Origin of the sequence: Synechococcus sp. R55.4, assembly GCF_047461935.1 — a bacterium.
Classification (GTDB): domain Bacteria; phylum Cyanobacteriota; class Cyanobacteriia; order Thermostichales; family Thermostichaceae; genus Thermostichus.
This window is the reverse complement of sequence record NZ_JANSIF010000025.1, coordinates 1-25,994: the sequence shown is the minus strand read 5'-3', so window position 1 is coordinate 25,994 and position 25,994 is coordinate 1. Positions and strand designations below refer to the sequence as shown.

Sequence of the window (25,994 nt, the reverse complement as noted above, 5' to 3'; positions counted from 1 at the left end):
GATAGCAGCGTGATGGGAGAAAGCCATGGTCAGTCTATCTGCCAAGCCTCTAACTCTGGAAGACTTTCTCCAACAGCCGGAAACTCAGCCCGCCAGCGAGTTCATCAAAGGAGAAATTATCCAGAAGCCCATGCCACAGGGAAAACATAGCCGTCTCCAACTAAAACTGGGTAGCTTCATTAACGAGATGTTGGAGCCTTCTCAACTGGGAATGGCATTTCCAGAGCTGCGCTGCACCTTCGCCGGATATGCGATTGTACCGGATATTTCTGTAATCGCCTGGGATCGGATCCCTGTGGATGAAGATGGCACCATTCAAAATCTCATCCCCTTTTGCCCTGATTGGATGATCGAGATTCTCTCTCCCAATCAAAATCAAATGAAGCTGGTCAAAAAAATCCTGATCGGTTTGGCCCACGGCTGCCAAATGGGATGGGTGGTGGATCCCGAAGAAAGGGTTGTTTTCGCCTACCCTGCCGGGCAGCAGCCGACGGTGCATGAGGATCCCCAAGAGGTGATCCCCACTCCTGCGTTTGCCCAAGGGATCCAACTGACAATCGCAACTTTGTTCGGCTGGATGCAAGTTCAAGCTGGCGAGAGCCACAAGTCCAATGCGGGATAGAAAAAGAGTGGATCTCCTTCCATCCCTCAATTCTCAATTCAAATTCAACATTCAGTTGTTGTAGAGGGCAGGAGCTTGGGCAACCGTCTCACCAGTTTGAGGTAGCTCCTGCCGCAGCAGCGCCACCAAGGCGTTGGTGGATTGGTCGTAGAGGCTGGTCACCAGCTTGGGGTAGAGCCCAATGCCGATGATGGGGATCAACAGGCAGGCGATGATGAACACCTCGCGTGGCTCAGCATCTACCAATTCTTCGTGTTCGGTGAGCTCTTTGTTCTCTGGGCCAAAGAAAATCTGCCGCAACATCGACAGCAGGTAGATGGGGGTCAGGATCACCCCAACTGCTGCCAGGAAAACCACCACCAACCGGAAGGGGAGAGAGTAGGCATCGGTGGTGGCCATGCCGATAAACACCATGATCTCGGCCACAAAGCCGCTCATGCCGGGTAGGGCTAGCGAAGCCAGGGAGCAGGCGGTGAACATGGAGAAGATCTTGGGCATCTTCAGGCCAACGCCGCCCATTTCCTCCAGCTCCAGCGTATGGGTGCGGTCGTAGGTGGCCCCCACCAAAAAGAACAGGCTGGCCCCGATCAGCCCGTGGGAGATCATCTGCAGCATGGCGCCGCTCATGCCGATCTCCGTCAGGGATCCGATACCGATGAGCACGAAGCCCATGTGGCTGATGGAAGAGTAGGCGATCTTCCGTTTCAGGTTGCGCTGGGCAAAAGAGGTGAGGGCGGCAAAGATGATGTTCACCACCCCCAGCACGATCAGCACCGGCGCAAAGTAAAGATGAGCATCCGGCAGCATACCCGCATTCATGCGCATCAGGGCATAGCCCCCCATCTTGAGCAGGATCCCGGCCAGCAACATGTGCACCGGCGCAGTGGCCTCGCCGTGGGCATCGGGCAGCCAAGTGTGCAAGGGGAAAATGGGCAGCTTCACCCCATAGGCAATGAGGAAGGCCCCATACATCAGCAGTTGGAAGGTGAGCGGATAGGTCTTGTGGGCCAGATCCGTCATGTCAAAGCTGATGGGATCCCCGTAGAAGGCCATAGCCAGACCTGCCACCAAGATAAACAGGGAGCTGAGGGCCGTGTAGAGGATGAACTTGGTGGCCGCATAGAGGCGGTTTGCCCCACCCCAAATGGAGAGGAGCAAGTACACCGGGATCAGCTCCAATTCCCACATCAGGAAAAACAGCAACATGTCCTGCACGGCAAACACCCCGATCTGCCCGCCATACATGGCCAGCATCAAAAAGTAGAAGAGGCGAGGTTTGAGGGTGACCGGCCAAGCGGCCAAGATAGCTAGGGTAGTGATAAACGCCGTGAGCAGGATCAGGGGCATGGAGAGGCCATCAGCCCCCACCGACCAACTCAAGCCCACTTGGGGTACCCAGGTGTAGCGCTCCAGCAGTTGCAAACCTGTCTGGCCGGGATCGTAGCCGACATAGAAGCCGGCCAGCAGAATCAGCAGATCCGTGACCGCAATGAACAAAGCAAACCAGCGGATCCGCTCGGCCAACTTTTGTGCGTAGGCGCGGGTACTGGGATCCCCAGCCGGTGCTGGGATCAGGGGAATAAATAGGGCGGCCAACACAGGGTAAGCGATGACCGTGGTCAGCCAAGGAAACTCGTGCAAGCTGGGCAGCGCCATGGATGTAACCTCGCTTGTGCCATACCATCAGGGGGATCCCTGCCGGCTGCAATCCGACAGCCCTTTACCAGAATCGCCCTTGAGTATCTATGCTTAGCAAATCTACAGGATTATCTTAAGGCTCCCTCTCCCTTTGCGTTGGGATCCCTGGGATGGAGCAGATGCATGGGTGGATGTTGTACCCGAAAATCAAAATATAGTCTTCCACTGTTCTCACAAGGTAACCGATCTCATCATGCCTCAGCCCAAACTGATCATCCACGGCGGAGCCGGCAGCGCCCTGGAAGGGGAAAGCAGCCTGGAAAAAGTGAGGGGATCCCTGCAGCAGGTGGTGGAGAGCACCTACGAGCTGCTGTTGGCTGGGCAGAGTGCCGAGGCGGCAGTGATGCATGCCTGCCAGTTGCTGGAGGATGATCCGCTCTACAATGCCGGGACGGGGTCGGTCTTGCAATCGGATGGGCAAATCCGCATGAGCGCCGCTCTCATGAACGGGGCCACCCAGTCTTTTAGCGGGGTGATCAACGTCAGCCGAGTTCAGCATCCCATCCTCATGGCCCAGGCTCTGCAATCAAGCCCGGATCGCGTGGTGGCCGAACAAGGGGCAGCAGAGCTGGCGCGGGAGCTGCAGTTGCCGGTCTATGACCCGGCCACTCTCAAGCGGGTTCAAGAGTGGGTGCAGTTGCGCCAAACCCATCCCCCAACTAGGGTTCTCACTGCTCTGGCCATGGGCACGGTGGGGGCGGTGGCGCTGGATCAACAGGGGCAAATCTGTGCCGGCACCTCCACCGGCGGGCGGGGGTTTGAACGGGTGGGGCGAGTAAGCGATTCGGCCACTCCAGCGGGAACCTATGCCAGTGCGGCGGCGGGGGTCAGTTGTACTGGTGTCGGGGAAGATATTTTGGATGAGAGCTTGGCGGCGCGGATTGTGATTCGAGTGGAAGATGGCCTCAGCCTGAAGGCTGCCATGGCCAAGTCTTTTCAAGAGGCCCGCCAACGTCGCCGCTCCTTTGGGGCCATCGCTCTATCCTGCTCGGGGGAGATTGCCTGGGATACCACCACCGACCTACTGCTGGCCGCCTATCACGATGGGCAGGGGATCGGCTTGACGATCTAAACTTCTAGCCGGGCTTGCGGGATTAGACCTGGACAAGCCTGAGGCGGTTGGATAAGAGTAGGATAAGAGTAGAAATAGTACTTAAACAAACCAAGTCTGCCCCCTGGCGGGCCACTGTAGAGCGTTTATGGCACTTCACGCGGAGTTGCACCGTCATTTGGGCGGTTCGGTTGTCCCCCGAATTCTGTGGCGCTATTTTCACCGCCAGGGATCCCCTTTGGCAGAGCGCTTTCCCACCTATGCCGAGTTTGAGGAGTTCTACACCCGCCCGCGCAACACCCTCGAGGATTACCTGGAGCTGCACACGCTGGTGGAACAGGTGCAGACCCTGGAAACCCTGCCCTATTTTATCTACCGCCTGCTGCGGGGAGCCTACATCTTTGAGGATCTGGCCTACCTAGAGATTCGCTACACCCCCTACCTGCGCACGGATCCCAGCCTGGATGAGGCGGAGCGCCTCAAGCAGATGCGCCAGGTAATCGAGACGGTAGGACAAGCCAGTCAACAGCGAGAGTATCCCATCGTCACCACCCAGATCGTCTGTTTGCACTCGCGCTTGCCCAGCCACATCAACCGAGCCATGGTGGAAGCTGCCGCCGAGTCGGAGTATGTGTGTGCCATCGACCTGGCCGGAGGAGACAAGCCCTACGGTGAACGGATGGACGAGTGGATTGAGCTGTTCAAGTATGCGCTGGCCCGGGGCCTGAAAACCACTGCCCACCTGTACGAAACTTTGGATGGCTGCTACCCGCAGTTACTGCCCTATGTCTCGCGGATCGGCCACGGCATTCAGATCCCTCTCCACTATCCAGAATTGCTGCCGGAGCTGGCGCGGCGAGGCCAATGCCTAGAAGTTTGTCCCACCACCTATCTAAAAACGGGAACCCTGCCCAGTTTGGAGCCCCTCAAGATTGTCTTTGACCGCTGCTTTGAGGCGGGGGTGGATATCGCCATCTGCACCGACAACGCCGGCTTGCACAATGTGCGGCTGCCGTTTGAGTACGAAAACCTGCTAACCCACGACATCATCGATTTCGAGCAGCTCAAACACTGCCAGGAAGCAGCCTTTCGTCACGCTTTTGCCTGGCCCTACAAGGGGCGTCCGGCCTCATTGTTGTCGGAGTTACAGCAGGGGGTATCTGCTTCTTTGGTGGCTCTCTGATCCCCTCAGCGGGACGGAGTCTTTATTCTTCATCCGAGCTTCTTGAGAATAGGGAAGGGATCCGTAACAGAGACAGGGGCAGCTTTCGCAAGGGAAATAACCGCTTGGATCCCTTGCCCAGAGCGATGCTGAGGGGCATCCGAGGGTGGATGAAGCCCAACAGAATCCAATGCTGAGTCTACTGAGCCAAGCATGAAGGTCTATATCAGTGCCGATATTGAAGGGATTGCCGGCATCAGCCATTGGGATGAGGCCACCATCGGCCAGCCGGGTTACGAGGCATTCCGAGAGCAGATGACCCGAGCAGTGATCGCGGCTTGTGAGGGATCCCTGGCTGCCGGAGCCACGCAGATCACGGTCAAAGATGCCCATGACTCAGGGCGAAACCTCATCCCCGAACGGTTGCCGGAGCCGGTGCAACTCATCCGCGGCTGGAGCGGCCACCCCTACTGTATGGTGCAAGAGTTGGATCGCAGTTACGATGCCCTGCTCCTAATCGGCTATCATGCCCGCGCCGGATCTGCTGCCAACCCCCTCGCCCACACCTACACCACCGAAGTTAGCCAAATCCGGCTGAACGGCCAGGCCATCGCCGAGTTTCACCTGGTCAGCCTCACGGCTGCCTATGAGGGAGTCCCAGTTGTGTTTGTAGCCGGAGATGCGGAGGTGTGTGCCGCAGCGAAAGCTTATGACGCCCACATCGAGACGGTGGTCACCCACAAAGGAATGGGCCAGTCGGTCATTGCGCCACATCCGCAGCAAGTTTTGCGGGCCATCCGCCAAGGTGTAGAGGGATCCCTGAGGCGGCTGTCGGCCTACCGTCCTCGCCCACTGCCGGATCACTTTCAATTGGAAGTGGACTACAAGGATCCCGCTCGGGCCTACCGCAAGTCTTTTTATCCTGGCTGCCGGTGGATTGCCGATTCCACGGTTCGGCTGGAAGTTTCCGAGTGGTTTGAGGTGTTGCGGGCTTTGGAGTTTATCGTGCTCACCTAGCCAGGGATCCAAGCGGCATCTGGATGAGGCGAGCAGCAGCTTCCCTGAGGCTGGTCTCGGAAAGGTCAGACAGCTCAATCCGGGCCCGAAGGCGATTGAAGTTTTGCTGCAGCCCGTGTCGATAGGTGGGGTCGTAGTGCTGCTCCAGCAACTCCTGCACAAACTGCGGCCAGTCTTGGGCGTCGATCAGCTCAAACCAACGCTGCAGGCGGGCCTGGCCAAGACGGGACTTCAGAGGCAGCAATTTCCCCTTTAGCGCTTGGGGGTGAGCAATCCAGTGGGGATAGTGGGCGATTAACCCCTTCACCCGCTCCTCTAGAGGCAACTGCACTTCGACACAGTCGGCTTGGGTAAGGGCTTGCCAAAGGGCAGGCGGCAGATGGAGCTGGCCCACTTTGGCACTCTCAGCTTCTACCCAGACTGGCTTGGCGGGATCCCACTGGAGAAAAACCTGCACCAGTTGACTTTCAAAGCTCTTCTGACTGGGCTGTGGCACCCCCCACTCGGCCCCCAGGAGGGATCCCCGGTGACAGGCCAGCTTTTCCAGATCGAGAACTTGGGATCCCTGTTGGCGCAGATAGTCAAGCAACTGGGTTTTGCCGCTCCCTGTTGGTCCGCAGAGCACTCGGTAGGTAAATTCCTGGGGCAAGATCTGCAGTTGCCGGCGCACCCAGGCCCGGTAGGTTTTGTAGCCACCTTGCAAAACCGTAACCTGCCAGCCCACCTGGGACAACACCAATGCCAAGCTGGCAGAGCGCTGCCCTCCCCGCCAGCAGTAGATTAGGGGCCGGTAATCGCGATCTTTATCGGCAAAATGGGTTTGCAAGTGGCGACTGATGTTCTGGGCCACCAAGCTTGCCCCTCGTTTGCGGGCTGTAAAGGGATCCACCTGCTTGTAGAGCGTGCCCACCTCCGCCCGTTCTGTATCGTAGAGTACAGGCAAGTTGATGGCTCCCGGCCAATGATCCTCTGCGAACTCTGCCGGAGAGCGCACATCGATAATTTCGCTGTAGGTGTGCAGCCAGGGCTCTGCAGTGAAGTGAATCGGAGGAGACACAAACCTGTGGATAGAAATGGCAAGCTGTGTTCTATCTTGGCAGGGTTCTGGCCAAGGCTCACCGCCCCAGCTTTAACTTGGGAGAGCCGAGGTCAAGCGCAGGGTGACCCGAAGGCTTGGGTTGGATATCCCTCTTGATTGGGCTTTTGCTCTTTCTTTGCTCTTTATTGAATTGATTTGCCAGAGGTGCTATGGGATCCTATATTGCGGCAGAACCTTACCCCTATCCCTACAACGGTGACTTACGGCCTGAGAACACCGCCCTGATCGTCATCGATATGCAGACCGATTTCTGCGGGGTAGGTGGCTATGTAGACAAAATGGGCTACGACATTTCCCTCACCCGTGCCCCCATAGAGCCGATCCGACGGGTTTTGGCGGCAATGCGAGCCCTGGGTTTTTTCATCGTGCATACCCGCGAAGGCCATCGCCCCGATCTATCGGATTTGCCGGAAAACAAGCGCTGGCGCAGTCAACGCATTGGGGCAGGCATTGGGGATCCCGGTCCCTGTGGGCGCATCCTGGTGCGAGGGGAACCCGGCTGGGAAATTATCCCGGAACTGGCTCCTCTGCCGGGGGAGGTGATCATCGACAAGCCGGGCAAAGGCGCTTTCTATGCCACCGATCTGGACTTAATCCTGAGGCGCAAAGGCATCCAAAACCTGATCTTGACGGGCATCACCACCGATGTATGCGTCCACACCACCATGCGAGAAGCCAACGACCGGGGCTATGAATGTTTGTTGCTGTCCGATTGCACAGGTGCCACAGACTACGGAAATTATCTCGCCGCTCTGAAGATGATCCAGATGCAAGGCGGGGTTTTCGGGGCAGTTGCCGATTCAGGTGCCTTGATAGCAGTACTTCAGGAACTCAAAACCGACTAGACCTCGATTTCTTTACGTGAGACACCCAAACCAGGAGATCTTGACCAACCATGACTACCACTGCCCAAACTGAAATCTCAACAGCACGGAAAGCCCCCCCGGAACTGGAGGTCGTCAACCTCACCAAGCGATTTGGATCCCTGTTGGCCCTAGACCACGTCTCGATGAAACTCAAGCCGGGATCCCTTCATGCCTTACTTGGGGAAAACGGAGCCGGGAAAAGCACCCTCGTTAAGTGCGTGATGGGCTTTTATCATGCTGACTCTGGCGATGTTTGTATTGACAAGCGAGCTCGTGCCATCCACAGCCCACGGGATGCCTATCACTACGGCATTGGCATGGTGTACCAACATTTCACCTCTGTACCCGCCATGACTGTGGCGGAAAACTTGGTCTTGGCCCGCCCAGATTTGCCTTTGGTGATTGACTGGAAAGAAGAGGAAAAAAAGCTGGCAGATTTTATGGAAACAGCCCCTTTCCAAGTCAACTTGCGGGCTTTTGTTTCCGAACTATCGGCAGGAGAAAAGCAGAAGGTCGAGATCCTCAAGCAGCTTTATTTGAACACCAAGATCCTGATCTTGGACGAGCCTACTTCTGTGCTCACGCCAGAGGAAGCCGACGAAGTCTTGGGCCTTGTGCGTCGTTCGGTGGAAGCTGGCGACCTGAGTGTATTGCTCATTACCCACAAGTTTCGCGAGGTGAATGCCTTTGCCGATGAGGTGACGGTGTTGCGACGTGGGAAGCTGGCCGGCCATGGACAAGTGAAAGATTTATCCACAGCAGAAATGGCCGAAATGATGCTGGGCCGGCAACAGGTGCAGATCCAGTTGGAGAAAGCCTTGGTCAAAGGGGGATCCCCTCTGCTGGAAATTGAAGGGATCCAGGCTGACAAGGACAATGGCTTGCCCGCTGTGCGGGGGGCGACCCTGACTGTTCATGGAGGTGAGATTGTGGGAATTGCCGGCGTTTCCGGCAACGGCCAGCGGGAGTTGATGGAAGTCTTGGCCGGGCAGCGGATGGCTACAGCCGGGCAGATCAAGATCAACGGGCAACTGTACAGGGCCACCCGCGCAGAAATGGTGCGCCACCGGGTTTGCTGTTTGCCGGAGGAACCTCTGAGAAATGCCTCGATCCCCAACATGAGCGTTGGCGAAAACTTGGCCCTGCGTCGTTATGACCGGGATCCTATGGCCAAAGGTTGGATGTTGATCTGGCAAGAGATTTGGCGCTCTGCCCGCGCGTTAATCGAGCAATTTAAGGTGAAAACGCCTGCAGCCCAAACTCCCATCAGCCACCTGTCGGGGGGTAATGTCCAGCGAGCCATTTTGGCACGGGAACTCGCCGGAGATCCACAAATTTTGATCGCCGCCAATCCTTGTTTTGGTCTGGACTTTGCGGCAGTAGATTACATTCACTCGCAGATTGTGGATGCTCGTAACCGAGGAGTTGCCGTCTTGCTGATCAGCGAAGATCTGGACGAGCTTCTCAAGCTCTCCGATCGTTTGCTGGTGATGGCGGGCGGTCGGATCGTCTATGAAAGTCCTATCAGCAGCGTGGATCTCAAAGAAGTTGGCCACAAGATGGGCGGACATTAAGCATTAAGTGATTTGGTAAGTAATCAGCAGTGAATATGACATGGCTTCCCCTCAAATGGAGAGGTGAGCCCGAACTTTTTCTTCATCCATCTGGTTGGTCGGCCCCTCCATGATAAGGGATCCATTCTCCATGAGATAAAAATAATCGGCTAGGCTTTGGGCAAACTCAAAATACTGCTCCACCAGCAACACCGAAACGCCCCGCTCCTTTTGAATGCGGCTGATGGCTTCTTCGATCTCGATAATGATAGAGGGCTGGATCCCTTCTGTGGGCTCATCCAGGAGCAAAAGTTTGGGCTCCGCCACCAAAGCTCTGGCGATGGCCAGTTGCTGCTGCTGCCCACCGCTCAAATCCCCACCCAGCCGTTTAAGAAAAGAACGCAGAATTGGGAATAGGTCATAGACAAACTCAGGTATGATCCGTTCTCTGTCCGGTGCCGCTTCTAGCCCCACCAGCAGGTTTTCCTCAACCGTTAGGCGGGGAAATATCTCTCGACCTTGGGGTACATAGCCGATACCGGCGCGGGCTCGCCAATTGGGAGGGTAATGGTTGATAGGACGGCCCTCAAAAGCAATTTTGCCTGTGCAGTCTTTCAGAAGTCCCATCAGGGCTTTAAGTGTGGTGGTTTTGCCCATACCATTGCGGCCCAGAAGGCAAACCGCTTGGCCGGGAAAGATCTTAAAAGAGAGATCCTTCACAATTAAACTCTGACCATAGTAAACCCTCAAGTTGGAGACCTCCAGGAGAGGCCCGGATCCATCTCGGGATAAGTTTTGTGTTGCGGTCGCGTTTTCCGTATTCATAGGCCTGCGCATGAGTCGATTAGATACAGAACTATAGCCTCTTTGCTTAGTTTTTCCCCTTGTGGGATCCGAGATAGACCTCAATCACTCGCGGGTCGTTTTTCACATCCTCAAAGGTACCTTCGCACAGCACCGAGCCTTGGTGTAAAACGGTAACCTTGCGGGCAATTTGTCGGACAAATACCATGTCATGTTCAATCACCAAAATGGTGTGGCTTTGGGCTAAGGATTGAATCAACTCCCCTGTAGCTTCTGTTTCTTTATCTGTCATCCCGGCTACGCATTCATCGAGCAGCAGCAAATCCGGATCTTGAGCGATCACCATGCCAATCTCCAGCCATTGCTTTTCTCCGTGGGAAAGCAGCCCTGCCGGAACCCGATCCTTACGGCTGAGGCCAATGGTTTCCAAAAGAGCATCCGTTTCTTGTCGCAGATGCTTTTTGCCAAGTAGGGTGGAAAAAACCCTTTTGTCAGGGTTGAGGGATAGCTCCAAGTTTTCTCGCACGCTCAAGTTTTGATAGACCCGCGGCGTCTGAAACTTGCGCCCAACACCCAAAATCGAGATCTCGTGTTCCTTGAGCTTGGCCAGATCTTTTCCTTTAAACAGCACCCGGCCTCGAGTAGGCTTAACCTTGCCCGTCAGCACATCGAGAAACGTAGTCTTGCCTGCCCCATTGGGGCCGATGACCACCCGCAGCTCCCCTTCCTCCAGAGAGAAGTTCAGCCTGTCCAAAGCCTTGAAGCCATCAAAGCTGACGGTGAGATCCTGAGTTTGTAAAATTTGTCGGGTAGCGGTGGGAGCTGCAGTGAGCATAGGGATCACATCCAAGAACGGAAAGGCCAAAGGTCAAACCGGATTCTCAACCCATCAAATAAACCCATCAAATAGGAGAGGAAACTTGGCATCGCTGGCTCACCCATGGGATCCTCTTACCTTAAACTTATATCTTGCACATAACTGACATCCTCAAGAGAAAGCCAGATTTAGGCTGGAGAAGTATTTGCCAAACGCCTGCGCCAAAGCTGGACAGTGACCCAAAGCTGCCTGCCTTGGGTGCGCACCCAACCCACCAGTCCATCCGGCAACACCAGCACCACCAGCAGGAACAATCCCCCTTGGAAAAACAACCAAATTTCGGGAAAATTTTCGCTCAGCAAGCTCTTGGCAAAGTTGACCAACAGAGCCCCCAGCACTGCCCCCACCAAACTGGCCCGACCGCCCACCGCCACCCAGATTACCATCTCAATGGAAAAGGGAACGGCCATCGCATTGGGAGAGATGATCCCAGTTTGCAAGGTAAACAAAGCTCCGGCAACACCCGCCAGGGCAGCAGACACGGCAAACACCAGAACTTTAAAGCCGGTGGGATCGTAGCCGGAAAAACGAACCCGTGGCTCGTCATCTCGAATGGCTACCAGGATCCGACCGAATAGGCCGCTGGTCAGCCAACGACAGAGAAGGTAAGCCAAAACCACCGCCAGAACTGTAGTGACATAGACAGCGAAGCGCATCTCGGACGAGTTGACATCCAGGCCAAACAAAGTCTGGAAGTTGGTCAGGCCGTTGGTGCCATTAATTAAGCGCTGTTGGCCGTTGAAGAAGTTAAAGAAAATGATCGTGGTGGCCTGAGTTAGAATGGAGAAATAAACCCCTCGAATGCGATTTCTCACCACCAAATATCCCAGGGCTGCTGCCACCAAAGCCGGGATCAAGACAACAGCAACAACCGTGAACGGAAAAGAATAAAAGGGGTACCAAAACCAGGGCAATTCCGTTACCCCATAGAGGCTGAAAAACTCCGGTATCTGACCTTCCGGCAATTGCAATTTCAGGTGCATCCCCAGAGCGTAGCCCCCCAAGGCAAAGAACACCCCATGCCCCAGGCTGAGCATGCCGGTATAGCCCCAGATGAGGTCGATCCCCAAAGCTACAATGCTGAGGGCCAGAAACCGCCCCAACAAGTTGAGCCGAAAGCCAGACAGCACAGTTGGGGCCACAAAGATCAAGGCCAGCACCAAAACGATGAGGATCCCGGCCTCCCACAGAAGCTTGCGAGAAGAATTGGGATCCCCACCCGCGGCGGGAGCAGCCACTTCATGATCAGCACGGGGGGAATGAACCAGTTTCATGGGCTTTGTGAGGGAGTAGAAGATGGAGAGTCTGGTCCTAGAGTTTTCGCCAAGCGAGATCATTCCCTAGGCATCCACCATACGACCTTTTTCGGGGAAAAGGCCCCGAGGTCGCACCTGCAAAAAGGCCACGATCAAAGCAAAGACCATCACCTTGGCCATGCTCGTGGTGGCAAAAAAGTTGAGGGTATCGGTCAGGATGGGCACGTTGGGAAAAATCAAAGCCAGCGTCCCGGAACCGATGACAAAGTTGGCAATCCCGATCCCAAGCGCTGCCACAATACTGCCTAAGAGCTTACCAACACCCCCCACGACGACCACCATAAAGGTATCCACGATGTAGTTCTGGCCGGTGTTCGGCCCCACGGATCCCAGCAGGCTGACCGCCACGCCGGCTACTCCCGCCAGACCCGAACCGATGGCAAAGGTAAGGGCATCCACCTTTTGCGTAGGGATCCCTACACAGGCACTCATGGCCCGATTCTGGGTAACCGCCCGGATGCGCAGCCCCCAGCGGGTGCGCTGCAAGAAGAAGTACAGCCCTAGGATGCAGAAGACAGTGAGGGCGATGATAAACAGGCGGGTATTGGGCAAAAACAGGCTGCCCACCGGGATCCCACCCCCCAGCCAACGGGGAGCGGTCACATCTTTGTTCTGGGCTCCAAACCAGGGTTGAGTGACTGCTAAAGCATAGGTTTGCGCCAGCACCCGCCCCCCCACCGCTGCAATTGCCGTGGAAAGCACCAGTAGCAGCGCCAGCGTCCACCCTTTGAGGCGCGGCCAATCCGTTCGCCTGGACAAAAGCCACCAGCCGCCGAAAAAGAGCACCGCGAAGGCCCCCAAGCGGAAAGCCAGCACCCAATTGACGCTGCGCACAAACTGCTGCAGGATCAGGCTCACACCCCAAGTGGCCAGAAGGGTTTCCAGCGGTCGGCCATACAAAAAGCGAATCACCCCCCGCTCCAGGGCTAGTCCCACCAGAGCCGTGACGGCAAAGGCAGCTACCAAAGCTGGAAAGATGTACAGATCCCGCCAGGGATCCCCTAGGGGACGAAAGGCATTTTGAACCACAAAAGTGGTGTAGGCCCCCAACATCATCAGCTCCCCATGGGCCATGTTGATGACCCCCATGAGGCCGAAAACAATGGCCAAGCCCAAGGCGGCTATCAGCAAGACGGTGCCGATGCTAAGGCCGTTAAACAAGCTATCCAAGAGCAAGGTCATTGGCAGGGGATCCTCCTTCCAACTAAACTAGGGAGGCTAACCGAGCATCTAGGCGGGATCCCCGACCCTATCCAAACGGCAAGGGATCCCAGCCCTGGCCAGGACTAGCTGACTTTGTAGCGACCGCCCTTGGCCGGATCTGACCAATCGCAGGCAAAGCCCTTGGTCTCTGCCACAAACTGGTTCCAGGGCTGCGGCTCCACGGCATCCGTAGAAAAGATGACATCAAACAAACCGTCAGAGCGCACCTGGCCGATCCGCACATACTTGGTCAGGTGGTGATTGGTGTTCATGGTTACCAAGCCTTCTGGGGCATCAAAGGTCTGGCCATAGGCTGCCTGCCGCACGGCGTCGATTTCCACTGTTCCCGCTTTTTCCACTGCCTGCTTCCAGATGTAAACCATGATGTAGGCGGCTTCCATCGGGTCGTTGGTGACGCGGTTTTGGCCGTATTCTGCCTTGAAAGCTTCCACAAACTTCTTGTTGGCAGGCGTATCCACCGTCATAAAGTAGTTCCAGGCGGCGAAGTGCCCTTCCAAGAATTCGGGGCCGATGGCCTGTACCTCTTCTTCAGCAATGCTGACGGACATGGAAGGATAGCGATCTGGCCCCAGCCCTGCCCCTTTCAACTGTTTGAAAAAGGCCACGTTGCTGTCGCCATTCAAGCTGTTGTAGATCACACCGCCATTGGGAAGAGCGGCCCGGATCTTGCTGATGATGGGAGTAACTTCTGTGTTGCCCAAAGGCAGATAGTCTTCACCCACCACCTTGCCCCCCAGGGCTTCCAACTGGGCCTTGATGATGGTGTTGGCCGTGCGGGGGAACACGTAGTCGGATCCCACCAGGAAGAACTCTTTGCCCTTGTTCTTGAGCAGCCATTCCACCGAAGGCTCGATCTGCTGGTTGGGGGCAGCGCCGGTGTAGAAGATGTTTTTGGAGCACTCTTGTCCTTCGTACTGCACGGGATACCAGAGCAGGTGCTGCTTGGATTCAAACACCGGCAACACGGCTTTGCGACTGGCCGAAGTCCAGCAGCCGAATACCGTTGCCACCTTGTCCACATCGATCAATTTGGTGGCTTTCTCGGCAAAGGTTGGCCAATCGGAAGCCCCATCCTCGATAATCGGCTCGATCTGCTTGCCCAAAACCCCACCGGCGGCATTGATCTCTTTGATAGCCAGCTTTTCGGCATCCACCACGCTGGTTTCTGAAATGGCCATGGTGCCGCTGAGGGAGTGCAAAATGCCAACGCGAATGGTCTCTCCCTGGGCGTAGGCGGGCACAGACCGCTTCACCCAGATCTGCGGCCCCAGCGCCGCCCCGGCTCCAGCCAGAGCGCCCATTTTCAGCACTTGACGACGATTAAAAGATTGAGCCATCGGTGATCTCCGAAACGAAGTGAGTGCAAAGGGTGTTAAGAAGTACAGTTGCAGCAGCCCGGCCAACGGGGGGAAGCACCTAGCTCATCACCTCGCCCATGTGTTGAACCTGCCCAACTGCGCTCAGCTGAGGCTTTCACCGAATGCCTTCCCAACGTCAACAGGGGAAAGGCTAATCCTGCAGTCGAGAAAGCGTCGTGCGTCCCTGTTGCCTTAACGTGTTCCATCAAACCCATTCAGCCCGGAGAGAATTGTATCGCGGGATACCTTTTCCCAGAATCCGAGCCCTTTCCCCACAGGCTGTAGGCAAAGGCAGGGATCCCTTGCTGCCGGCATAATAGGGGTTCTGGGGTCGAGAATTAGTTGAGAGTTAACAGCTTATGGTGCAACAGGCTGGCTATGGATCTTGGCGATCCCCGATTACCGCTGACCTGGTGGTGACGGGATCCCTGCGCTTGGGACAGATGGTTTGGGATCAGGGGGATCTCTACTGGACGGAGGGCCGCCCGCAAGAAAAAGGGCGCAACGTGTTGATGCGGCGCTCTGCCGACGGGATCCTGGTGGAGCTGACACCGGCACCTTTCAATGTGCGGACACGGGTGCATGAGTATGGGGGTGGAGCTTATTGGGTGTCGGCAGGGGTAGTGTATTTTTGCAACTTCGCTGACCAACGGCTCTACCGCCTGCTGCCGGGTTCAGATCCCCAGCCCCTGACGGAAGCAGGCCCCTATCGCTACGCCGACGGGGTGGTGGATCGGGCGCGTGGACGCATCCTCTGTGTGCGGGAGGATCACAGCCGCCAGGGAGAGCCGGAAAACAGCCTTGTCTCGATTGACTTAGCAAGTGGATCCCAGCAGATTTTGGCTTCTGGGCACGACTTCTACGCCAGCCCGCGCCTCAGTCCAGACGGCCAGACCTTGGTATGGCTGACCTGGGATCACCCCCAAATGCCCTGGGACGGCACAGAGCTGTGGCGGTCTGAGGTGAACCCTGACGGCAGCTTGGGAGAACCTCAAAAGCTGGCCGGTGGCCCTGCCGAGTCGATCTTCCAGCCCCAGTGGTCACCGGAGGGGGATCTCTACTTTGTTTCCGATTGCAGCGGCTGGTGGAACCTCTATCGCTGGGATCCCCAGGGCCCCATTCCCCTCTGCCCTATGGAAGCGGAGTTTGGAGAGCCGCAGTGGGTGTTTGGCCTGAGCACCTACGGCTTCTGTGGCGATGGGCGCATCCTGGCCTGTTATGAACAAGACGGGCTGTCTCATCTGGCTTATCTGGATCCCCATTCAGGACAGTTGGCAGGGATCCCCTTGCCCTACACCCAGATCAGCGGTTTGCAGGTGAGTGGGGAAAAAGCCGCTTTCCTGGCCGGATCCCCGACGGAAGCCACTGCCTTGGTCTGCCTAGACTTACCCTCCAGCCAAGTGGAGGTGGTGGCCCGTTCCAGCAGCGTGGCGGTGGATCCCGACTATCTGTCGATCCCAGAGCCCATTGTTTTTCCCACCGGTGGCGGCAAGGAAGTGGCCTACGCCTTCTTCTATCCCCCCAAAAACCGAGACTTTGTTGCCCCTGCTGGCGAAAAGCCACCCCTGCTGGTGAAAAGCCACGGCGGGCCCACCGGGGCGACGGCAGCCGTGCTCAACCTGGGGATCCAATACTGGACCAGTCGGGGGATTGCCGTTTTGGATGTGAACTACCGGGGCAGCAGCGGCTACGGACGGGCCTATCGGGATGCTCTCAAAGGCCGGTGGGGCCTGGTAGATGTGGAAGATTGCATCGCCGGATCCCAATTTTTGGCAGAACAGGGCAAGGTGGATGGGGAACGGCTGCTCATTCAAGGGGGCAGCGCTGGCGGCTATACCACGTTGGCGGCCTTGACCTTCCACGCCGTCTTCCGAGCAGGTGCCAGCTACTACGGGGTGAGCGATCTAGAAGCCCTGGCCCAGGAGACCCACAAGTTCGAGTCTCGCTACTTGGACAGCCTCATTGGCCCCTACCCAGAGCGGCGGGATCTCTACCGGGAGCGTTCCCCCATTCATCACCTGGAGGGCCTCAATTGTCCGGTTATCTTCTTCCAAGGGTTGGAAGACGCCATCGTGCCCCCCAATCAGGCGGAGAGGATGGTGGCAGCGCTGCGGGCCAAAGGGATCCCAGTGGCCTATGTGCCTTTCGAGGGAGAGCAACATGGCTTTCGCCAGGCGGCCAACATCAAACGGGCTTTGGAGGCAGAGCTTTACTTTTATGCCCAGGTGTTGGGGTTTCCGCTGGCAGAACCTCTTGAGCCGGTTCGGATCGAGAACTTGGACACCTGATGATGACTGCTCAATGGGTCGAATAGAAAGGGATCCCGTCCCATCTATGGCCCATTGTTGCTCCACAACGCTGTCGCGACAGAGCAGCCCCTCTATGATGGACTTACCAGCCAACCCGGATGGAGTCATCGATATTGCTCCGCAACACTGTCGCGACTGCTGGTAAGAGAGCTGGTCATGAGCGTCAGTAGCCCTTCCTTCCGTGAACTGCCCATCTTAGAAAGCGGCGATCGTCTCACCCGCGATGAGTTTGAACGGCGCTATCAAGCCATGCCTCAGCTCAAAAAAGCCGAGCTGATTGAGGGAATTGTTTACGTGGCATCTCCCCTCAGATATCGCCGACATGGCAGACCACACAGCCACATCATGGCCTGGCTGGGAGTTTATGAAGCAGCAACGCCGGGGGTTGAGTCGGCGGGCAATCCAACCGTTCGCCTGGACTTGGACAATGAGCCGCAGCCAGATGCCATATTGCGGATGCACGAATCTTGTGGGGGACAGTCCCGCATTAGCGAGGATGACTACATTGAGGGTGCACCGGAGCTGATTGTGGAGATTGCCGCCAGCACAGCTTCCTACGACCTGCATGATAAGCTGCGGGCCTACCGGCGCAACGGCGTGCGGGAATATCTGGTCTGGCTAACCCAAGAGCAAGCCTTTCGCTGGTATGTCTTCCAGAATGGAGAGTACGTGCAGCAACAGCCCAATGAGTTGGGCGTTTTGTACAGTCGGGTGTTTCCGGGGTTGTGGTTAGCCGTGGACGCGCTGCTGACGGGCAACATGCAGCAGGTGTTGGGTGTGCTGCAAAGGGGAATTGAGTCGGAGGAACACCGAGAGTTTGCAGCGCGGTTGGCAACCCGAGAAGCAGAGGCTGGAGCCTAGGCCATGAGTCGGAGGGACGGGTTTGCGCTCGCAAAGGCTCAGGTTAATGGCTGTGGGCCAACAGGTTGGGCTCGAAGACCTCCATCTCCAACCGAAACGGGATCCCCATGTGGGCCAGCCAGTCCTGCAGCGGATCATCGGCCAGCGCCAGGATCTGCCCTTGGGGGGAAACGTGGGCCGGACGGTGCCAGTTGCCCAGTTGATGAATCACTTGGCCCATCTGGATGGGGTTTTCAGGTTGAATCAAGAGCACCGGTTCGGGTTGGGCTCTGACCCGAATGTGTCGCTGCGCATCCGCATAGAGCAGATCCCCATCGTGAAGATGGGTGCCGCGGGGCAGCATCAGCTGGATCTCGGTGCCCCAGTCGCTCACCAGCCGTTGCCGGGATCGCTGGCGGTCGTGCCAAGTGAGGGCAACCACTTCCAAGTGGCCGGGGATCCCCTCTGACGGCTCGTCCAGCAGTTGCGTCACCGTAATGGCCGCGGGATCCTCTCCTGCAGCATGGGCATCTTCGCTCATGTTAGGGACTCCAGATACTGGCTGAGGTCTTCTTGAAGGCGAGAGAACTCCACCTCAGTGGAAAAGCGCAGCCCTTCCGTTTTCATAGTAACCAAGACCTTGGCTGCGTGGGGGCCAGCCCAGATGTTGGGGTTGCAGAACATCTCCAAGCTGAAATCTTCAGTAGGGTAACGAAACTCAACCGGCTCCTGAGGCTGCTGTCGGGAACGGATCTTGAGTCGCTCCAAGAGGATTTGCAGAGCCTTGTGCCATTGTTGTGCCACCTCTGGCGAAAGGGAGAAACTGGCCGAGCCGGTTGCGAAGTTGAGGGCAAACTGAGGAAAATGGGTAGTCATGGAGGCCCGTACCGTTCGCGAAGCGTCCTTTGGAGGGCAGCATTGGACAACAACAGTATCTTACGTCAGCTCTTGCTAATGGGCGTGGGCACAACCACTCTGCTGGCAGAACAGTTGAGAAAGGCTGCCGACGACTTGGTGCAGAAGGGGCAGCTCAACCCAGAAGAGGCATCCAATGTCATCAACAACCTGCTCAACCAGGTGAAAGCCGAGCAGAGCAACTTTGAATCCTATGTTCAGCGGCAGGTGCGCAACGTCCTGCAGGATCTGGGCGTGCCCCGCCAATCGGAAATGGACGAGCTGCGCGGGCGGCTGGATCGGCTGGAGCGGCAGGTGCGCAATTTGGAAAATCAGGTTTACCGCCGGTAGCCGAGCTGAGCCTTCCCCTTTTGCCGGCTTTCCTTTGCCGTTGGGCAGGGTTTTGCCGAGCATTCCAGTCCCCCGAAGCCGATCTCCAGATCAAGTCCAAAGATCGAGTTCAGAAGTTCATCGAAGTTCCCATGTCAAGCGAAGTTTTGACCGTCACAGGCCGAGGGATCCCCCTGCTGGGCAACGACATCGACACCGACCGAATTATTCCGGCCCGCTTTTTGAAGTGCGTCACTTTTGACGGCTTGGGCCAGCACGTGTTTGCCGACGACCGCGCCCAGGATCCCGGCCAACACCCCTTCGATCAACCCCAGTACCAGGGATCCCAGATCCTTGTGGTCAATGCCAATTTTGGCTGTGGCTCCAGCCGGGAGCATGCCCCCCAAGCGCTGGCCAAATGGGGGATCCGCGCCCTCATTGGCGAAAGCTTTGCCGAGATCTTCTTCGGCAACTGCTTGGCTCTAGGGATCCCTTGTGTTACGGCACCCCCGGCTGTGATTCAAGCCCTGCAGAAGGCGGTGGCGGAAAATCCCCAGCTCCAGTTGACGCTGGATCTGCCCAACAAACAGGTGCGCTGGGAGGCAAATACCGCTGCTGTGGAGATCCCCCAGGGAGCCTGGCAAATGCTGGTGCAGGGCACCTGGGACGCCACAGGACAACTGCTGGCCGCCCAAGCCCAGATTCACCAAGTAGCCGCTTCTTTACCCTACGTGCGTTGGCAGCGAGCCCGTTGAGCAATCCTCTCCCCCCTGATACCCATACATGGCTGGGCAGTGCCGACCCGGATTTTCTGGATTTGGCGATCCGGGAGATAGAAGCTGCGGATCCAGAGGCTGCCGTGCAGCGGCTAAAGGAAGCACCTGGCTTGGTATGGGTGTGCAGCCAACGCTCATTTGCTGACCTGGCTGAGGCTTGGCAAGCTGACCCGCCCATTTTTTTACGCCACATCTGCCCCATTCACCAAGAACGGCGGCTGGCCGAGGGATCCTTAGTTGAATTGCGCCTTGATGGGGAAATGTTGGCAGCCATTGACCCCGCCCTCAGCTTTTCGGTTCAGACGCGCCTGTTTGGAGAGCCGGCTCTCAAGCCCTTCCAGGTCAATGAAACCTTGGCAGAACAGGTGATGGCAGCGGTGGGATCCCCCCTGCAGGTCAAAGACCCACAGCAGGTGATCTCGGTGGTGATCCTGGCTCAACCGATGGGCATTCGCGCTTGGCTGGGCCTATCCTTGGCTGCCCAGAACCTCTCCAACTGGGCCGGTGGGATCCATCGCTTTCGGCGGGATCCAGAGCAAATCAGCCGCTCCGAGTTTAAGCTGCTGGAGGCCATCCAGGTGTTTCAGATTCCCTTGGTGCCGGGGGGACAGGCTCTGGATCTGGGGGCAGCACCGGGGGGATGGTCGCGCATTTTGCGTCTATATGGCCAGCAGGTCACGGCAGTGGATCCGGCGGACTTGGACGAGCGCCTCAGCCAAGATTCGGGGATCCGCCACCATCGCCTCAGCGCCCAAGCCTACTTGGCCCGTGGCCCAGGCCGGTTTCACCTCATCCTCAACGACATGCGCATGGATGGCCCGGCTTCCGCCCGCCTGATGGTGGCTTTTGCCCCCCATCTGCAGCCACAGGGGAGAGCTGTGATGACCCTGAAGCTACCCCACCAACACCGCCTGCGGGTGCTGCGGCAAAGTTTGGAGATCTTGGGTAGTGCCTTCCCCCTGGTGAGAGCCCGCCACCTGTTTCACAACCGCAGCGAAGTCACCCTCTACTTGGGGATCCCTGCCCCTTAATCTGCCGTTTCCACCACCTGAATCTCCCGGCGGAGCACCATTTCGCGAATGGACTCCAGCAAGCCCATCTCCTCAGGGGAGATTTTGCCGTCGGCCCGGATGGCGCTGACGATTTGATCCACCTCTGTGCGGGTGAGCTTTTTGTCTTCCAGCGCTCGATCCACCAGCGCTTGCAATTGCGAAAACTCCATAAGGCTCCTCTTGCTTGAACAGGTCTTGTCGCCTCATCTCCTCATCCAAGCTACCCGCCCTGACCCAAATCTCCTGCAAGCGCAAGATTCTCTTCAGGTATCCTAAAGAAAACGTGAAACCCACCGAGAGGAAGACATCATGGCTGGCCCGGATCCCAGGAGCACCGCGCACGATTGCGCCACCCTCTGTCGAGATGGCTGTGTCTTGGGAGAGGACTGCCCCCACCGAGAGGCAGCTCGCCAAGCCGTGGCCTTTGTCATGAGCACCGACTGGGAGACCTTGATGCGGATCGCCGAATCCAAGAACCTACCCAAAAGCTCCCCTCAGGAAGAGATGGATCCCCTGCAGTTTTTGGAGAACTACCGCTTGGGCGGGTAGGCCCCAACTGAGTCTTCTCAAGGGATCCCCGCTAAGGATCCAGGGGTTTTGAGCCATACTGAATTTGGTGGGATCCCTGGATTCTATGGTTTGGCCTTGGATCGTCATCGGGTTAGTCCTCATTTCTGCCGAATTGTTTTTGCCAGAATTGGTTGCCGGCTCGGTGGGGCTGGCGGCGCTCTTGGCGGGGCTTTTGGCTTATTTGGGGCTGCCGATCTGGGTACAATTTGCCAGCTGGATTGGGGCATCGGTGGTGTTGATTATCCTCAGCCGCCGTCTGGTGCCCCATGGATCGGTTCAGGTAGAGGAATCTCGCGAGGCGCGGGCAATCACCCCCATTCCCCCAGGCGAACGGGGGCGGGTTTCTTATCTGGGTTCCACCTGGAACGCCAAGTGCAGCATTCCCAACCTGGAAATCCAAGCCGGGCAGGAGCTCTACGTGGTGGAGCGACAGGGGAATACCCTCATTGTCATGCCGGCCAAGATGCTCAAGTCCTGACCTGGACAAATGTTTGTTTCCCTTGTTGCCTTGAGCGAGGGATCCCTGCTTGGGTGTGCATCAGAGGCGGGGATCTGGCATAATCACAAAAGCTAAGCCGGGATGTAGCGCAGCTTGGTAGCGCATCTGCTTTGGGAGCAGAGGGCCGCAGGTTCAAATCCTGTCATCCCGATCCTGACTGCACCAAGAACAGAGCCATTCGCGTTCTTGGCCGATAGCTTCGCGCTTATCCAGGGCCCCAAAATCTTCCCATTGATGTTGCTAACTGCTAAAGCGGGCGTCTATTGGTGGAGGCGCAGTCTTTGTCTTGAAGGCGCGAGAAGCAAACTCTTCGATGCCATCGAATGGGTGGGTCAGGCAGCCAAGCGGGATCCCTCGTAGCCAGGCCAAGGAGAAGCAAGCACAAAAAAGGCAGGGTTAACTTGCCCCTGCCGAGAAGATCGAGAGTTGAGAGCTTGCTCTCGTTGTCGTAATCGTTGCATCAAGGCGCGGTTCCGTTTGTCCAGTTGGCGCTTGCGTGCCGATCCCCCACGACCGCGACGGTTTCTGCCCTGATGGCGAGGAGATTCATGAGATTTCAACAGCATGGGATTCCCCTGATAAACTAAACAGTCCTGCCTGATTCTAAACGAAACCTCAGCAACTGGCCACAAGACTGGCGGCGCAAGCTGCGGCATTTGCGGCTGGGGATAGGCCGTCTTTGTCAATTTATTCGCATCATTCGGCATGGAGGACTCCTTGGGACAGCCAGTCTTTTAGGCGGTGGGTAGCCCGGCAGTCATCCTCGTTGTAGATAAGCGAGTGCTCCAAATATCTGCGCTCCCGAGTTTCCAGCCATTGGCTATACCAATAAATGGACTGGGCGCCATTGGCATCCGGCAGACGCCACTGAAACCCCAACCAGCGGGCGATGTTTTTCAGGGAATAGCTCTCGATCGGCAGCACCACCGAGCGTTGCACCCAGGCCTGTAAATCCACAAAGCGCTGCAACAACTGCCGCAGCTGTCGGGGATCCGTGCGGTATTGCTCCCCCAGCCGTCGGCAGGTCTGCACCTCAAAGCCGTGAAAGTGATAGATGGGAGCGTCGGGATAGCGTTGTGCCAGTTGCAAGAATTGCTCCCAAGCTTGCCTTTCTTCCCGCGGCTCGGCGGCCAGGCAACTGTGATAGCTCGCAACCTTTTTCCCCTCGGCTTGCTCCACCACCAGCAGGCCCAGCAGATAGGCGACGTTGTGGCGGGGATCCGCCTCGATATCGAAGTACAGCTCTACGGGTGTGGTGGGCAGGGTTTCCGGGGGGGATTGAATCCAGAGAGGCTGCCGGCTGAGGGTGGCACGGGCTTGCAGCTGCAGTTGCAGGGCCACGCCGGATCCCAACTTGGGAATGGCTTGCAACCTATCCAACTGAGCGTTGGCCAGGGCTTCAATCGAGTGGATCCCCGCCTCTTGCAAAAGGGGATAGCGGGATCCCGTTACGCCCGGCAGCAGGCTGAGGGGTTGAGCGGCGGCGTTCAACTGGCGACAATGCTCCCGCCAGTGGCAAAGATGGCAGCGGCTGCGGGCCATGAACACCTGCGGTGGTTCCGGCTGGTTGAGGGAGTGCAGGTACTCCTGCAGCAATTGCCGCACCTGTGCTCGTCGGCGGCTCAGGTGGACGGGGTGCCACTTCCCATCTTTCAGGATCAAAATGCCCCGCTTGGGAACGTTTCCCTGCAGGGATCCGAGCAACTCTGCCTGCAAAGCCAGCAACAATTCGTATTCCGGTTTGGGGCGTTTGCCGATACGAATATGAACCGGCAGATAGGAAGATTGGGCGGCGTGGCGACTTCTGCCAACGAGAGTGGGATCCCGAATCAGCAGATCCAGGGAGCTGCTCACCCAAACTGAACGTCTCTCTGGAACAGCTTCAGGCGGCAACGCAAGAGCGGGCACCATCTCGCAGTCTTCTGGGGCAGGGATGGGATCCCTTGGAGAGGAGGAGTGAGGGACAGGTTCAGAAGCAAGCTGCAACAGCTCTGCCTCAGCAGTACAGTTGAGATCTTCCTGCGGTTGCCAAAACAGCTCTGCGGCAATCCGTCCGCCGTAGATCCGCTCCGCCCCGTCGGCCATGGCTGCCAAGAGAGCTTCATTGCCCGGCGCAACCCGTTCTCCGGGGAATCGCTCAAACACAGCGGCTGCCAGGGTTTGGCGATCCCGCCGCCATTGCTCCAGCAGGTTGTCCGGCGGCAGCTTGGCCTCTTGAGGGCCAAAGCGATCCAGGTAAGGCAAACGTCGGCAGCGAAAAAAAGCAAGCAGCTCCTCAGCCTCAACAGAACCCTGTCCTGCTGCTGCAACCTGGCACTCCAACGGTGGAAAACCTCAGCTCTGCTGCCATTGTGGCACGCCCCCAGGTTGCCCTCTGATCCTTCAAGACTTGGGATCCTGAGTGGGCAGGAGATGGGCAATAATGCGCTCAATCGTCTCAGATTGGCGACGAGCTGTATCGGCTTGCTGTTGACATATTGCCTTTAACTCTCCCAGCCAAGTGCTCTGCTCCTGGGATATCAGCACCTGTTGTTGAACAATGGCTTTCAGATGGGTCAGGTCATCCTTGACGAAGCTGACGGCCTCGGCCAGGGTCAACACAGCCCCAACCAGGCGATCCAGCCGGAAGTCAATTTGGTCGAACCGGTCTTTGCTCTGCATTTTGCTCAGATCAGATTCAGATTGGTTAGTAGAGGGTATCGGTGGGCGCTGAGGGAGGTCGCTTCACTGAGAAGAAAGCCCCAGTCTGACAGCCAGACCGCTCAAGCTTGTGTCTTTATTGTTACCCATAGGTACAAATACAGCACTAGCCATTTAGCACAACTTCCCCTATCTGCTGTACGCTCATGCCCTGCCCTGCGGACGCAACTCACTCTTCAGGTGCAATGTATGCTATTTGCAGAGCTTAGAGAAAAACCACAGGGAACGAGATCACAGCCACGGAAGACTTGAAGGGATAGCATAAACTACTGCCAAGGGCAGGGATCCCTGATAGAACCTGCAGCTTGCTGACACGGCTGGCGTATGCTGGAGAATAAAGATTTCTTTACACTTTACCGGAGCGGACTGTGACAGCTCTTTCGACGGCCCCAACCTTGCCCCAAACCAAGACGGTGGCGGTGGAAATGCAGGGGGTGTGGAAGCGCTTTGGGCAGCAGGTTGCCGTTCAAGATTTGAGCCTGCAGATCCCCCAGGGGGAAGTGTTTGCCCTGTTGGGGCCCAACGGCGCCGGCAAATCCACCACCATCCGCATGCTTACTAGCCTTACCCGACCCAGCCAGGGATCCATCCGGGTGGGGGGGTATGACGTGGTGCGGGATCCGGTGGCGGTGCGGCAGCAAATTGGCGTAGTTCTGCAGCCTATCACCCTAGAGGCAGAGCTGACCGTTTGGGAAAACCTGGAGTTCCACGGGCGTATGCACCACATCCCCAACCCAGAGCGGCAACGGCGCATCGATGAATGGCTGGAGTATGTGCGGCTGGCGGATCGCCGGCAAGACAAAGTGAAAACCCTCTCAGGGGGAATGAAACGACGCTTGCAGGTGGCCAGGGCGTTACTGCATCGCCCCCAGATTTTGTTTTTGGACGAGCCCACCGTCGGGTTGGATCCCCAGGCGCGGCGGCTGTTGTGGGAGATCTTGCGGGATCTCAATCGGCAGGGCATGACCTTGCTGATTACCACCCACTACATGGAGGAGGCAGAAGAGCTGTGCGACCGCATCGGCATCATGGATGGGGGAAGGTTAATCGAGTTGGGCAGCACCGAGCAACTGCGGGCCAAGTATGGAGAGGCCCTGCTGGTGCGATCCTGTCCTGGCCGGGAGGTGGAGTACACCTTTTTCCCCAGCTTGGCGGAAGCTCAGCGGCAGTTGGAAGCTGAACCTGACAAAACCGGCCTCATGGTGCGCCCGGCCAACTTAGAAGACATTTTTGTGCGTTTGACAGGCCGCCGCTTGGATTAACGGGCCCTCACCCCTGGCCCCTCTCCCAACGTGAAGAGGGGAGCATGACTCTAGTCAATAATAAGCTCAACTATACTGAAAATAATGTATAATATGTTCAGTACGGATTACTACC

Annotated in this window: 27 protein-coding genes and 1 tRNA gene; 15 read left to right on the top strand and 13 right to left on the bottom strand. The window is 57.1% G+C overall.

Annotated features, from left to right (window positions below; genetic code table 11):
* Positions 1 to 25 precede the first annotated feature (25 nt).
* Positions 26 to 622 (top strand): Uma2 family endonuclease, encoded by a 597-nt coding sequence (locus tag NW842_RS07455; protein ID WP_414342389.1) that lies wholly within the window; start codon positions 26 to 28, stop codon positions 620 to 622.
* Positions 623 to 673: 51 nt separating this feature from the next.
* Here the strand turns inward: NW842_RS07455 and NW842_RS07450 are convergent, their stop codons facing one another.
* Entirely contained in the window at positions 674 to 2,278 is a 1,605-nt protein-coding gene (locus NW842_RS07450; protein ID WP_414331642.1) for an NAD(P)H-quinone oxidoreductase subunit 4, read from the bottom strand.
* A gap of 235 nt (positions 2,279 to 2,513) precedes the next feature.
* On the opposite strand from NW842_RS07450, the gene NW842_RS07445 reads away from it, so the two are divergent.
* The 3 genes from NW842_RS07445 to NW842_RS07435 all read left to right on the top strand — a co-directional run bounded on the left by NW842_RS07445 (position 2,514) and on the right by NW842_RS07435 (position 5,550).
* Positions 2,514 to 3,392: an isoaspartyl peptidase/L-asparaginase gene (locus tag NW842_RS07445; RefSeq protein WP_414357522.1), complete on the top strand. Its 879-nt coding sequence runs from the start codon at positions 2,514 to 2,516 to the stop codon at positions 3,390 to 3,392.
* A 127-nt stretch (positions 3,393 to 3,519) separates the two neighbouring features.
* Positions 3,520 to 4,554, top strand: a complete 1,035-nt coding sequence (locus tag NW842_RS07440; protein WP_414357521.1) for an adenosine deaminase — start codon at positions 3,520 to 3,522, stop codon at positions 4,552 to 4,554.
* Positions 4,555 to 4,746: 192 nt separating this feature from the next.
* On the top strand, positions 4,747 to 5,550 hold the full coding sequence (locus NW842_RS07435; protein ID WP_414357520.1) for a M55 family metallopeptidase: 804 nt from the start codon (positions 4,747 to 4,749) through the stop codon (positions 5,548 to 5,550).
* Here the strand turns inward: NW842_RS07435 and mnmH are convergent.
* Positions 5,543 to 6,607: a tRNA 2-selenouridine(34) synthase MnmH gene (gene mnmH, locus NW842_RS07430; RefSeq protein WP_414374664.1), complete on the bottom strand. Its 1,065-nt coding sequence runs from the start codon at positions 6,605 to 6,607 to the stop codon at positions 5,543 to 5,545. The two genes, NW842_RS07435 and mnmH, sit on opposite strands and share 8 nt — an antisense overlap.
* A gap of 191 nt (positions 6,608 to 6,798) precedes the next feature.
* Between mnmH and NW842_RS07425 the strand changes: the two genes are divergently transcribed.
* Positions 6,799 to 7,494: a cysteine hydrolase family protein gene (locus NW842_RS07425; RefSeq protein ID WP_011430738.1), complete on the top strand. Its 696-nt coding sequence runs from the start codon at positions 6,799 to 6,801 to the stop codon at positions 7,492 to 7,494.
* A gap of 50 nt (positions 7,495 to 7,544) precedes the next feature.
* A complete protein-coding gene (locus NW842_RS07420; RefSeq protein WP_414374662.1) occupies positions 7,545 to 9,089 on the top strand; it encodes an ABC transporter ATP-binding protein in 1,545 nt (514 codons plus the stop codon).
* A 51-nt stretch (positions 9,090 to 9,140) separates the two neighbouring features.
* Here NW842_RS07420 and urtE read toward each other — a convergent pair whose 3' ends face one another.
* The 5 genes from urtE to urtA all read right to left on the bottom strand — a co-directional run bounded on the left by urtE (position 9,141) and on the right by urtA (position 14,626).
* A complete protein-coding gene (gene urtE / locus NW842_RS07415) occupies positions 9,141 to 9,893 on the bottom strand; it encodes an urea ABC transporter ATP-binding subunit UrtE (protein ID WP_414406555.1) in 753 nt (250 codons plus the stop codon).
* 46 nt (positions 9,894 to 9,939) lie between these two features.
* Positions 9,940 to 10,707: an urea ABC transporter ATP-binding protein UrtD gene (gene urtD / locus NW842_RS07410; protein ID WP_414417785.1), complete on the bottom strand. Its 768-nt coding sequence runs from the start codon at positions 10,705 to 10,707 to the stop codon at positions 9,940 to 9,942.
* A gap of 170 nt (positions 10,708 to 10,877) precedes the next feature.
* Positions 10,878 to 12,086: an urea ABC transporter permease subunit UrtC gene (gene urtC, locus NW842_RS07405; RefSeq protein ID WP_414417784.1), complete on the bottom strand. Its 1,209-nt coding sequence runs from the start codon at positions 12,084 to 12,086 to the stop codon at positions 10,878 to 10,880.
* 3 nt (positions 12,087 to 12,089) lie between these two features.
* Entirely contained in the window at positions 12,090 to 13,247 is a 1,158-nt protein-coding gene (urtB, locus tag NW842_RS07400; protein WP_414417783.1) for an urea ABC transporter permease subunit UrtB, read from the bottom strand.
* Positions 13,248 to 13,351: 104 nt separating this feature from the next.
* Positions 13,352 to 14,626 (bottom strand): urea ABC transporter substrate-binding protein, encoded by a 1,275-nt coding sequence (gene urtA / locus NW842_RS07395; RefSeq protein WP_414342396.1) that lies wholly within the window; start codon positions 14,624 to 14,626, stop codon positions 13,352 to 13,354.
* 380 nt (positions 14,627 to 15,006) lie between these two features.
* Here urtA and NW842_RS07390 point away from each other — a divergent pair, with 380 nt between their 5' ends.
* The gene (locus NW842_RS07390) at positions 15,007 to 16,935 is read left to right on the top strand and encodes a S9 family peptidase (RefSeq protein ID WP_414417782.1); all 1,929 of its coding nucleotides are present in this window, start codon (positions 15,007 to 15,009) and stop codon (positions 16,933 to 16,935) included.
* A gap of 177 nt (positions 16,936 to 17,112) precedes the next feature.
* Positions 17,113 to 17,817 (top strand): Uma2 family endonuclease, encoded by a 705-nt coding sequence (locus tag NW842_RS07385; RefSeq protein WP_041436634.1) that lies wholly within the window; start codon positions 17,113 to 17,115, stop codon positions 17,815 to 17,817.
* Positions 17,818 to 17,860: 43 nt separating this feature from the next.
* Here NW842_RS07385 and NW842_RS07380 read toward each other — a convergent pair whose 3' ends face one another.
* The gene (locus NW842_RS07380; protein WP_414417781.1) at positions 17,861 to 18,337 is read right to left on the bottom strand and encodes an urease accessory protein UreE; all 477 of its coding nucleotides are present in this window, start codon (positions 18,335 to 18,337) and stop codon (positions 17,861 to 17,863) included.
* The gene (locus NW842_RS07375) at positions 18,334 to 18,672 is read right to left on the bottom strand and encodes a hypothetical protein (protein WP_414417780.1); all 339 of its coding nucleotides are present in this window, start codon (positions 18,670 to 18,672) and stop codon (positions 18,334 to 18,336) included. The genes NW842_RS07380 and NW842_RS07375 overlap by 4 nt, the downstream gene beginning before the upstream one ends.
* 42 nt (positions 18,673 to 18,714) lie before the next feature.
* On the opposite strand from NW842_RS07375, the gene NW842_RS07370 reads away from it, so the two are divergent.
* The 3 genes from NW842_RS07370 to NW842_RS07360 all read left to right on the top strand — a co-directional run bounded on the left by NW842_RS07370 (position 18,715) and on the right by NW842_RS07360 (position 20,827).
* Positions 18,715 to 19,041: a phasin family protein gene (locus NW842_RS07370; protein WP_011433607.1), complete on the top strand. Its 327-nt coding sequence runs from the start codon at positions 18,715 to 18,717 to the stop codon at positions 19,039 to 19,041.
* A gap of 131 nt (positions 19,042 to 19,172) precedes the next feature.
* Entirely contained in the window at positions 19,173 to 19,775 is a 603-nt protein-coding gene (leuD, locus tag NW842_RS07365; RefSeq protein WP_414417779.1) for a 3-isopropylmalate dehydratase small subunit, read from the top strand.
* Positions 19,772 to 20,827 (top strand): SAM-dependent methyltransferase, encoded by a 1,056-nt coding sequence (locus tag NW842_RS07360; protein WP_414417778.1) that lies wholly within the window; start codon positions 19,772 to 19,774, stop codon positions 20,825 to 20,827. Before leuD ends, NW842_RS07360 begins: the two co-directional genes overlap by 4 nt.
* On the opposite strand, the gene NW842_RS07355 is transcribed toward NW842_RS07360, so the two are convergent.
* Complete coding sequence (locus NW842_RS07355; protein ID WP_414342406.1) at positions 20,824 to 21,018, bottom strand: hypothetical protein; 195 nt, start codon at positions 21,016 to 21,018, stop codon at positions 20,824 to 20,826. The two genes, NW842_RS07360 and NW842_RS07355, sit on opposite strands and share 4 nt — an antisense overlap.
* Positions 21,019 to 21,157: 139 nt before the next feature.
* On the opposite strand from NW842_RS07355, the gene NW842_RS07350 reads away from it, so the two are divergent.
* The 3 genes from NW842_RS07350 to NW842_RS07340 all read left to right on the top strand — a co-directional run bounded on the left by NW842_RS07350 (position 21,158) and on the right by NW842_RS07340 (position 22,068).
* Entirely contained in the window at positions 21,158 to 21,397 is a 240-nt protein-coding gene (locus NW842_RS07350) for a hypothetical protein (RefSeq protein ID WP_011433611.1), read from the top strand.
* 85 nt (positions 21,398 to 21,482) lie between these two features.
* Positions 21,483 to 21,896: an NfeD family protein gene (locus NW842_RS07345; protein ID WP_414329493.1), complete on the top strand. Its 414-nt coding sequence runs from the start codon at positions 21,483 to 21,485 to the stop codon at positions 21,894 to 21,896.
* Positions 21,897 to 21,994: 98 nt separating this feature from the next.
* Positions 21,995 to 22,068: transfer RNA gene (locus NW842_RS07340), tRNA-Pro, on the top strand.
* Between the two features lie 181 nt (positions 22,069 to 22,249).
* Here the strand turns inward: NW842_RS07340 and NW842_RS07335 are convergent.
* From NW842_RS07335 to NW842_RS07325, 3 genes are all read right to left on the bottom strand, one after another.
* Entirely contained in the window at positions 22,250 to 22,483 is a 234-nt protein-coding gene (locus tag NW842_RS07335; RefSeq protein ID WP_041436636.1) for a hypothetical protein, read from the bottom strand.
* Positions 22,484 to 22,613: 130 nt separating this feature from the next.
* Complete coding sequence (locus tag NW842_RS07330) at positions 22,614 to 24,239, bottom strand: TM0106 family RecB-like putative nuclease (protein WP_414417777.1); 1,626 nt, start codon at positions 24,237 to 24,239, stop codon at positions 22,614 to 22,616.
* Positions 24,240 to 24,299: 60 nt separating this feature from the next.
* Positions 24,300 to 24,578: a hypothetical protein gene (locus tag NW842_RS07325; RefSeq protein ID WP_414417776.1), complete on the bottom strand. Its 279-nt coding sequence runs from the start codon at positions 24,576 to 24,578 to the stop codon at positions 24,300 to 24,302.
* A 452-nt stretch (positions 24,579 to 25,030) separates the two neighbouring features.
* Here NW842_RS07325 and NW842_RS07320 point away from each other — a divergent pair, with 452 nt between their 5' ends.
* Positions 25,031 to 25,879, top strand: coding sequence for an ABC transporter ATP-binding protein (locus tag NW842_RS07320; RefSeq protein ID WP_011433616.1), 849 nt, complete (start codon positions 25,031 to 25,033; stop codon positions 25,877 to 25,879).
* Positions 25,880 to 25,994: the final 115 nt, after the last annotated feature.

What these genes read in the sequence shown, in the direction of transcription:
- NW842_RS07350 (WP_011433611.1), top strand. Translation starts at nt 21,158, where the DNA reads ATGGCTGGCCCGGATCCCAGGAGCACCGCGCACGATTGCGCCACCCTC.
- urtE (WP_414406555.1), bottom strand. Translation starts at nt 9,893, where the DNA reads ATGAATACGGAAAACGCGACCGCAACACAAAACTTATCCCGAGATGGA.
- NW842_RS07455 (WP_414342389.1), top strand. Translation starts at nt 26, where the DNA reads ATGGTCAGTCTATCTGCCAAGCCTCTAACTCTGGAAGACTTTCTCCAA.
- NW842_RS07335 (WP_041436636.1), bottom strand. Translation starts at nt 22,483, where the DNA reads ATGCTGTTGAAATCTCATGAATCTCCTCGCCATCAGGGCAGAAACCGT.
- NW842_RS07325 (WP_414417776.1), bottom strand. Translation starts at nt 24,578, where the DNA reads ATGCAGAGCAAAGACCGGTTCGACCAAATTGACTTCCGGCTGGATCGC.
- NW842_RS07425 (WP_011430738.1), top strand. Translation starts at nt 6,799, where the DNA reads ATGGGATCCTATATTGCGGCAGAACCTTACCCCTATCCCTACAACGGT.
- NW842_RS07380 (WP_414417781.1), bottom strand. Translation starts at nt 18,337, where the DNA reads ATGAGCGAAGATGCCCATGCTGCAGGAGAGGATCCCGCGGCCATTACG.
- NW842_RS07390 (WP_414417782.1), top strand. Translation starts at nt 15,007, where the DNA reads ATGGTGCAACAGGCTGGCTATGGATCTTGGCGATCCCCGATTACCGCT.
- urtD (WP_414417785.1), bottom strand. Translation starts at nt 10,707, where the DNA reads ATGCTCACTGCAGCTCCCACCGCTACCCGACAAATTTTACAAACTCAG.
- urtA (WP_414342396.1), bottom strand. Translation starts at nt 14,626, where the DNA reads ATGGCTCAATCTTTTAATCGTCGTCAAGTGCTGAAAATGGGCGCTCTG.
- NW842_RS07385 (WP_041436634.1), top strand. Translation starts at nt 17,113, where the DNA reads ATGAGCGTCAGTAGCCCTTCCTTCCGTGAACTGCCCATCTTAGAAAGC.
- urtC (WP_414417784.1), bottom strand. Translation starts at nt 12,086, where the DNA reads ATGATCTCGCTTGGCGAAAACTCTAGGACCAGACTCTCCATCTTCTAC.
- NW842_RS07440 (WP_414357521.1), top strand. Translation starts at nt 3,520, where the DNA reads ATGGCACTTCACGCGGAGTTGCACCGTCATTTGGGCGGTTCGGTTGTC.
- NW842_RS07345 (WP_414329493.1), top strand. Translation starts at nt 21,483, where the DNA reads ATGGTTTGGCCTTGGATCGTCATCGGGTTAGTCCTCATTTCTGCCGAA.
- NW842_RS07435 (WP_414357520.1), top strand. Translation starts at nt 4,747, where the DNA reads ATGAAGGTCTATATCAGTGCCGATATTGAAGGGATTGCCGGCATCAGC.
- NW842_RS07355 (WP_414342406.1), bottom strand. Translation starts at nt 21,018, where the DNA reads ATGGAGTTTTCGCAATTGCAAGCGCTGGTGGATCGAGCGCTGGAAGAC.
- urtB (WP_414417783.1), bottom strand. Translation starts at nt 13,247, where the DNA reads ATGACCTTGCTCTTGGATAGCTTGTTTAACGGCCTTAGCATCGGCACC.
- NW842_RS07450 (WP_414331642.1), bottom strand. Translation starts at nt 2,278, where the DNA reads ATGGCGCTGCCCAGCTTGCACGAGTTTCCTTGGCTGACCACGGTCATC.
- leuD (WP_414417779.1), top strand. Translation starts at nt 19,173, where the DNA reads ATGTCAAGCGAAGTTTTGACCGTCACAGGCCGAGGGATCCCCCTGCTG.
- NW842_RS07375 (WP_414417780.1), bottom strand. Translation starts at nt 18,672, where the DNA reads ATGACTACCCATTTTCCTCAGTTTGCCCTCAACTTCGCAACCGGCTCG.
- NW842_RS07445 (WP_414357522.1), top strand. Translation starts at nt 2,514, where the DNA reads ATGCCTCAGCCCAAACTGATCATCCACGGCGGAGCCGGCAGCGCCCTG.
- NW842_RS07420 (WP_414374662.1), top strand. Translation starts at nt 7,545, where the DNA reads ATGACTACCACTGCCCAAACTGAAATCTCAACAGCACGGAAAGCCCCC.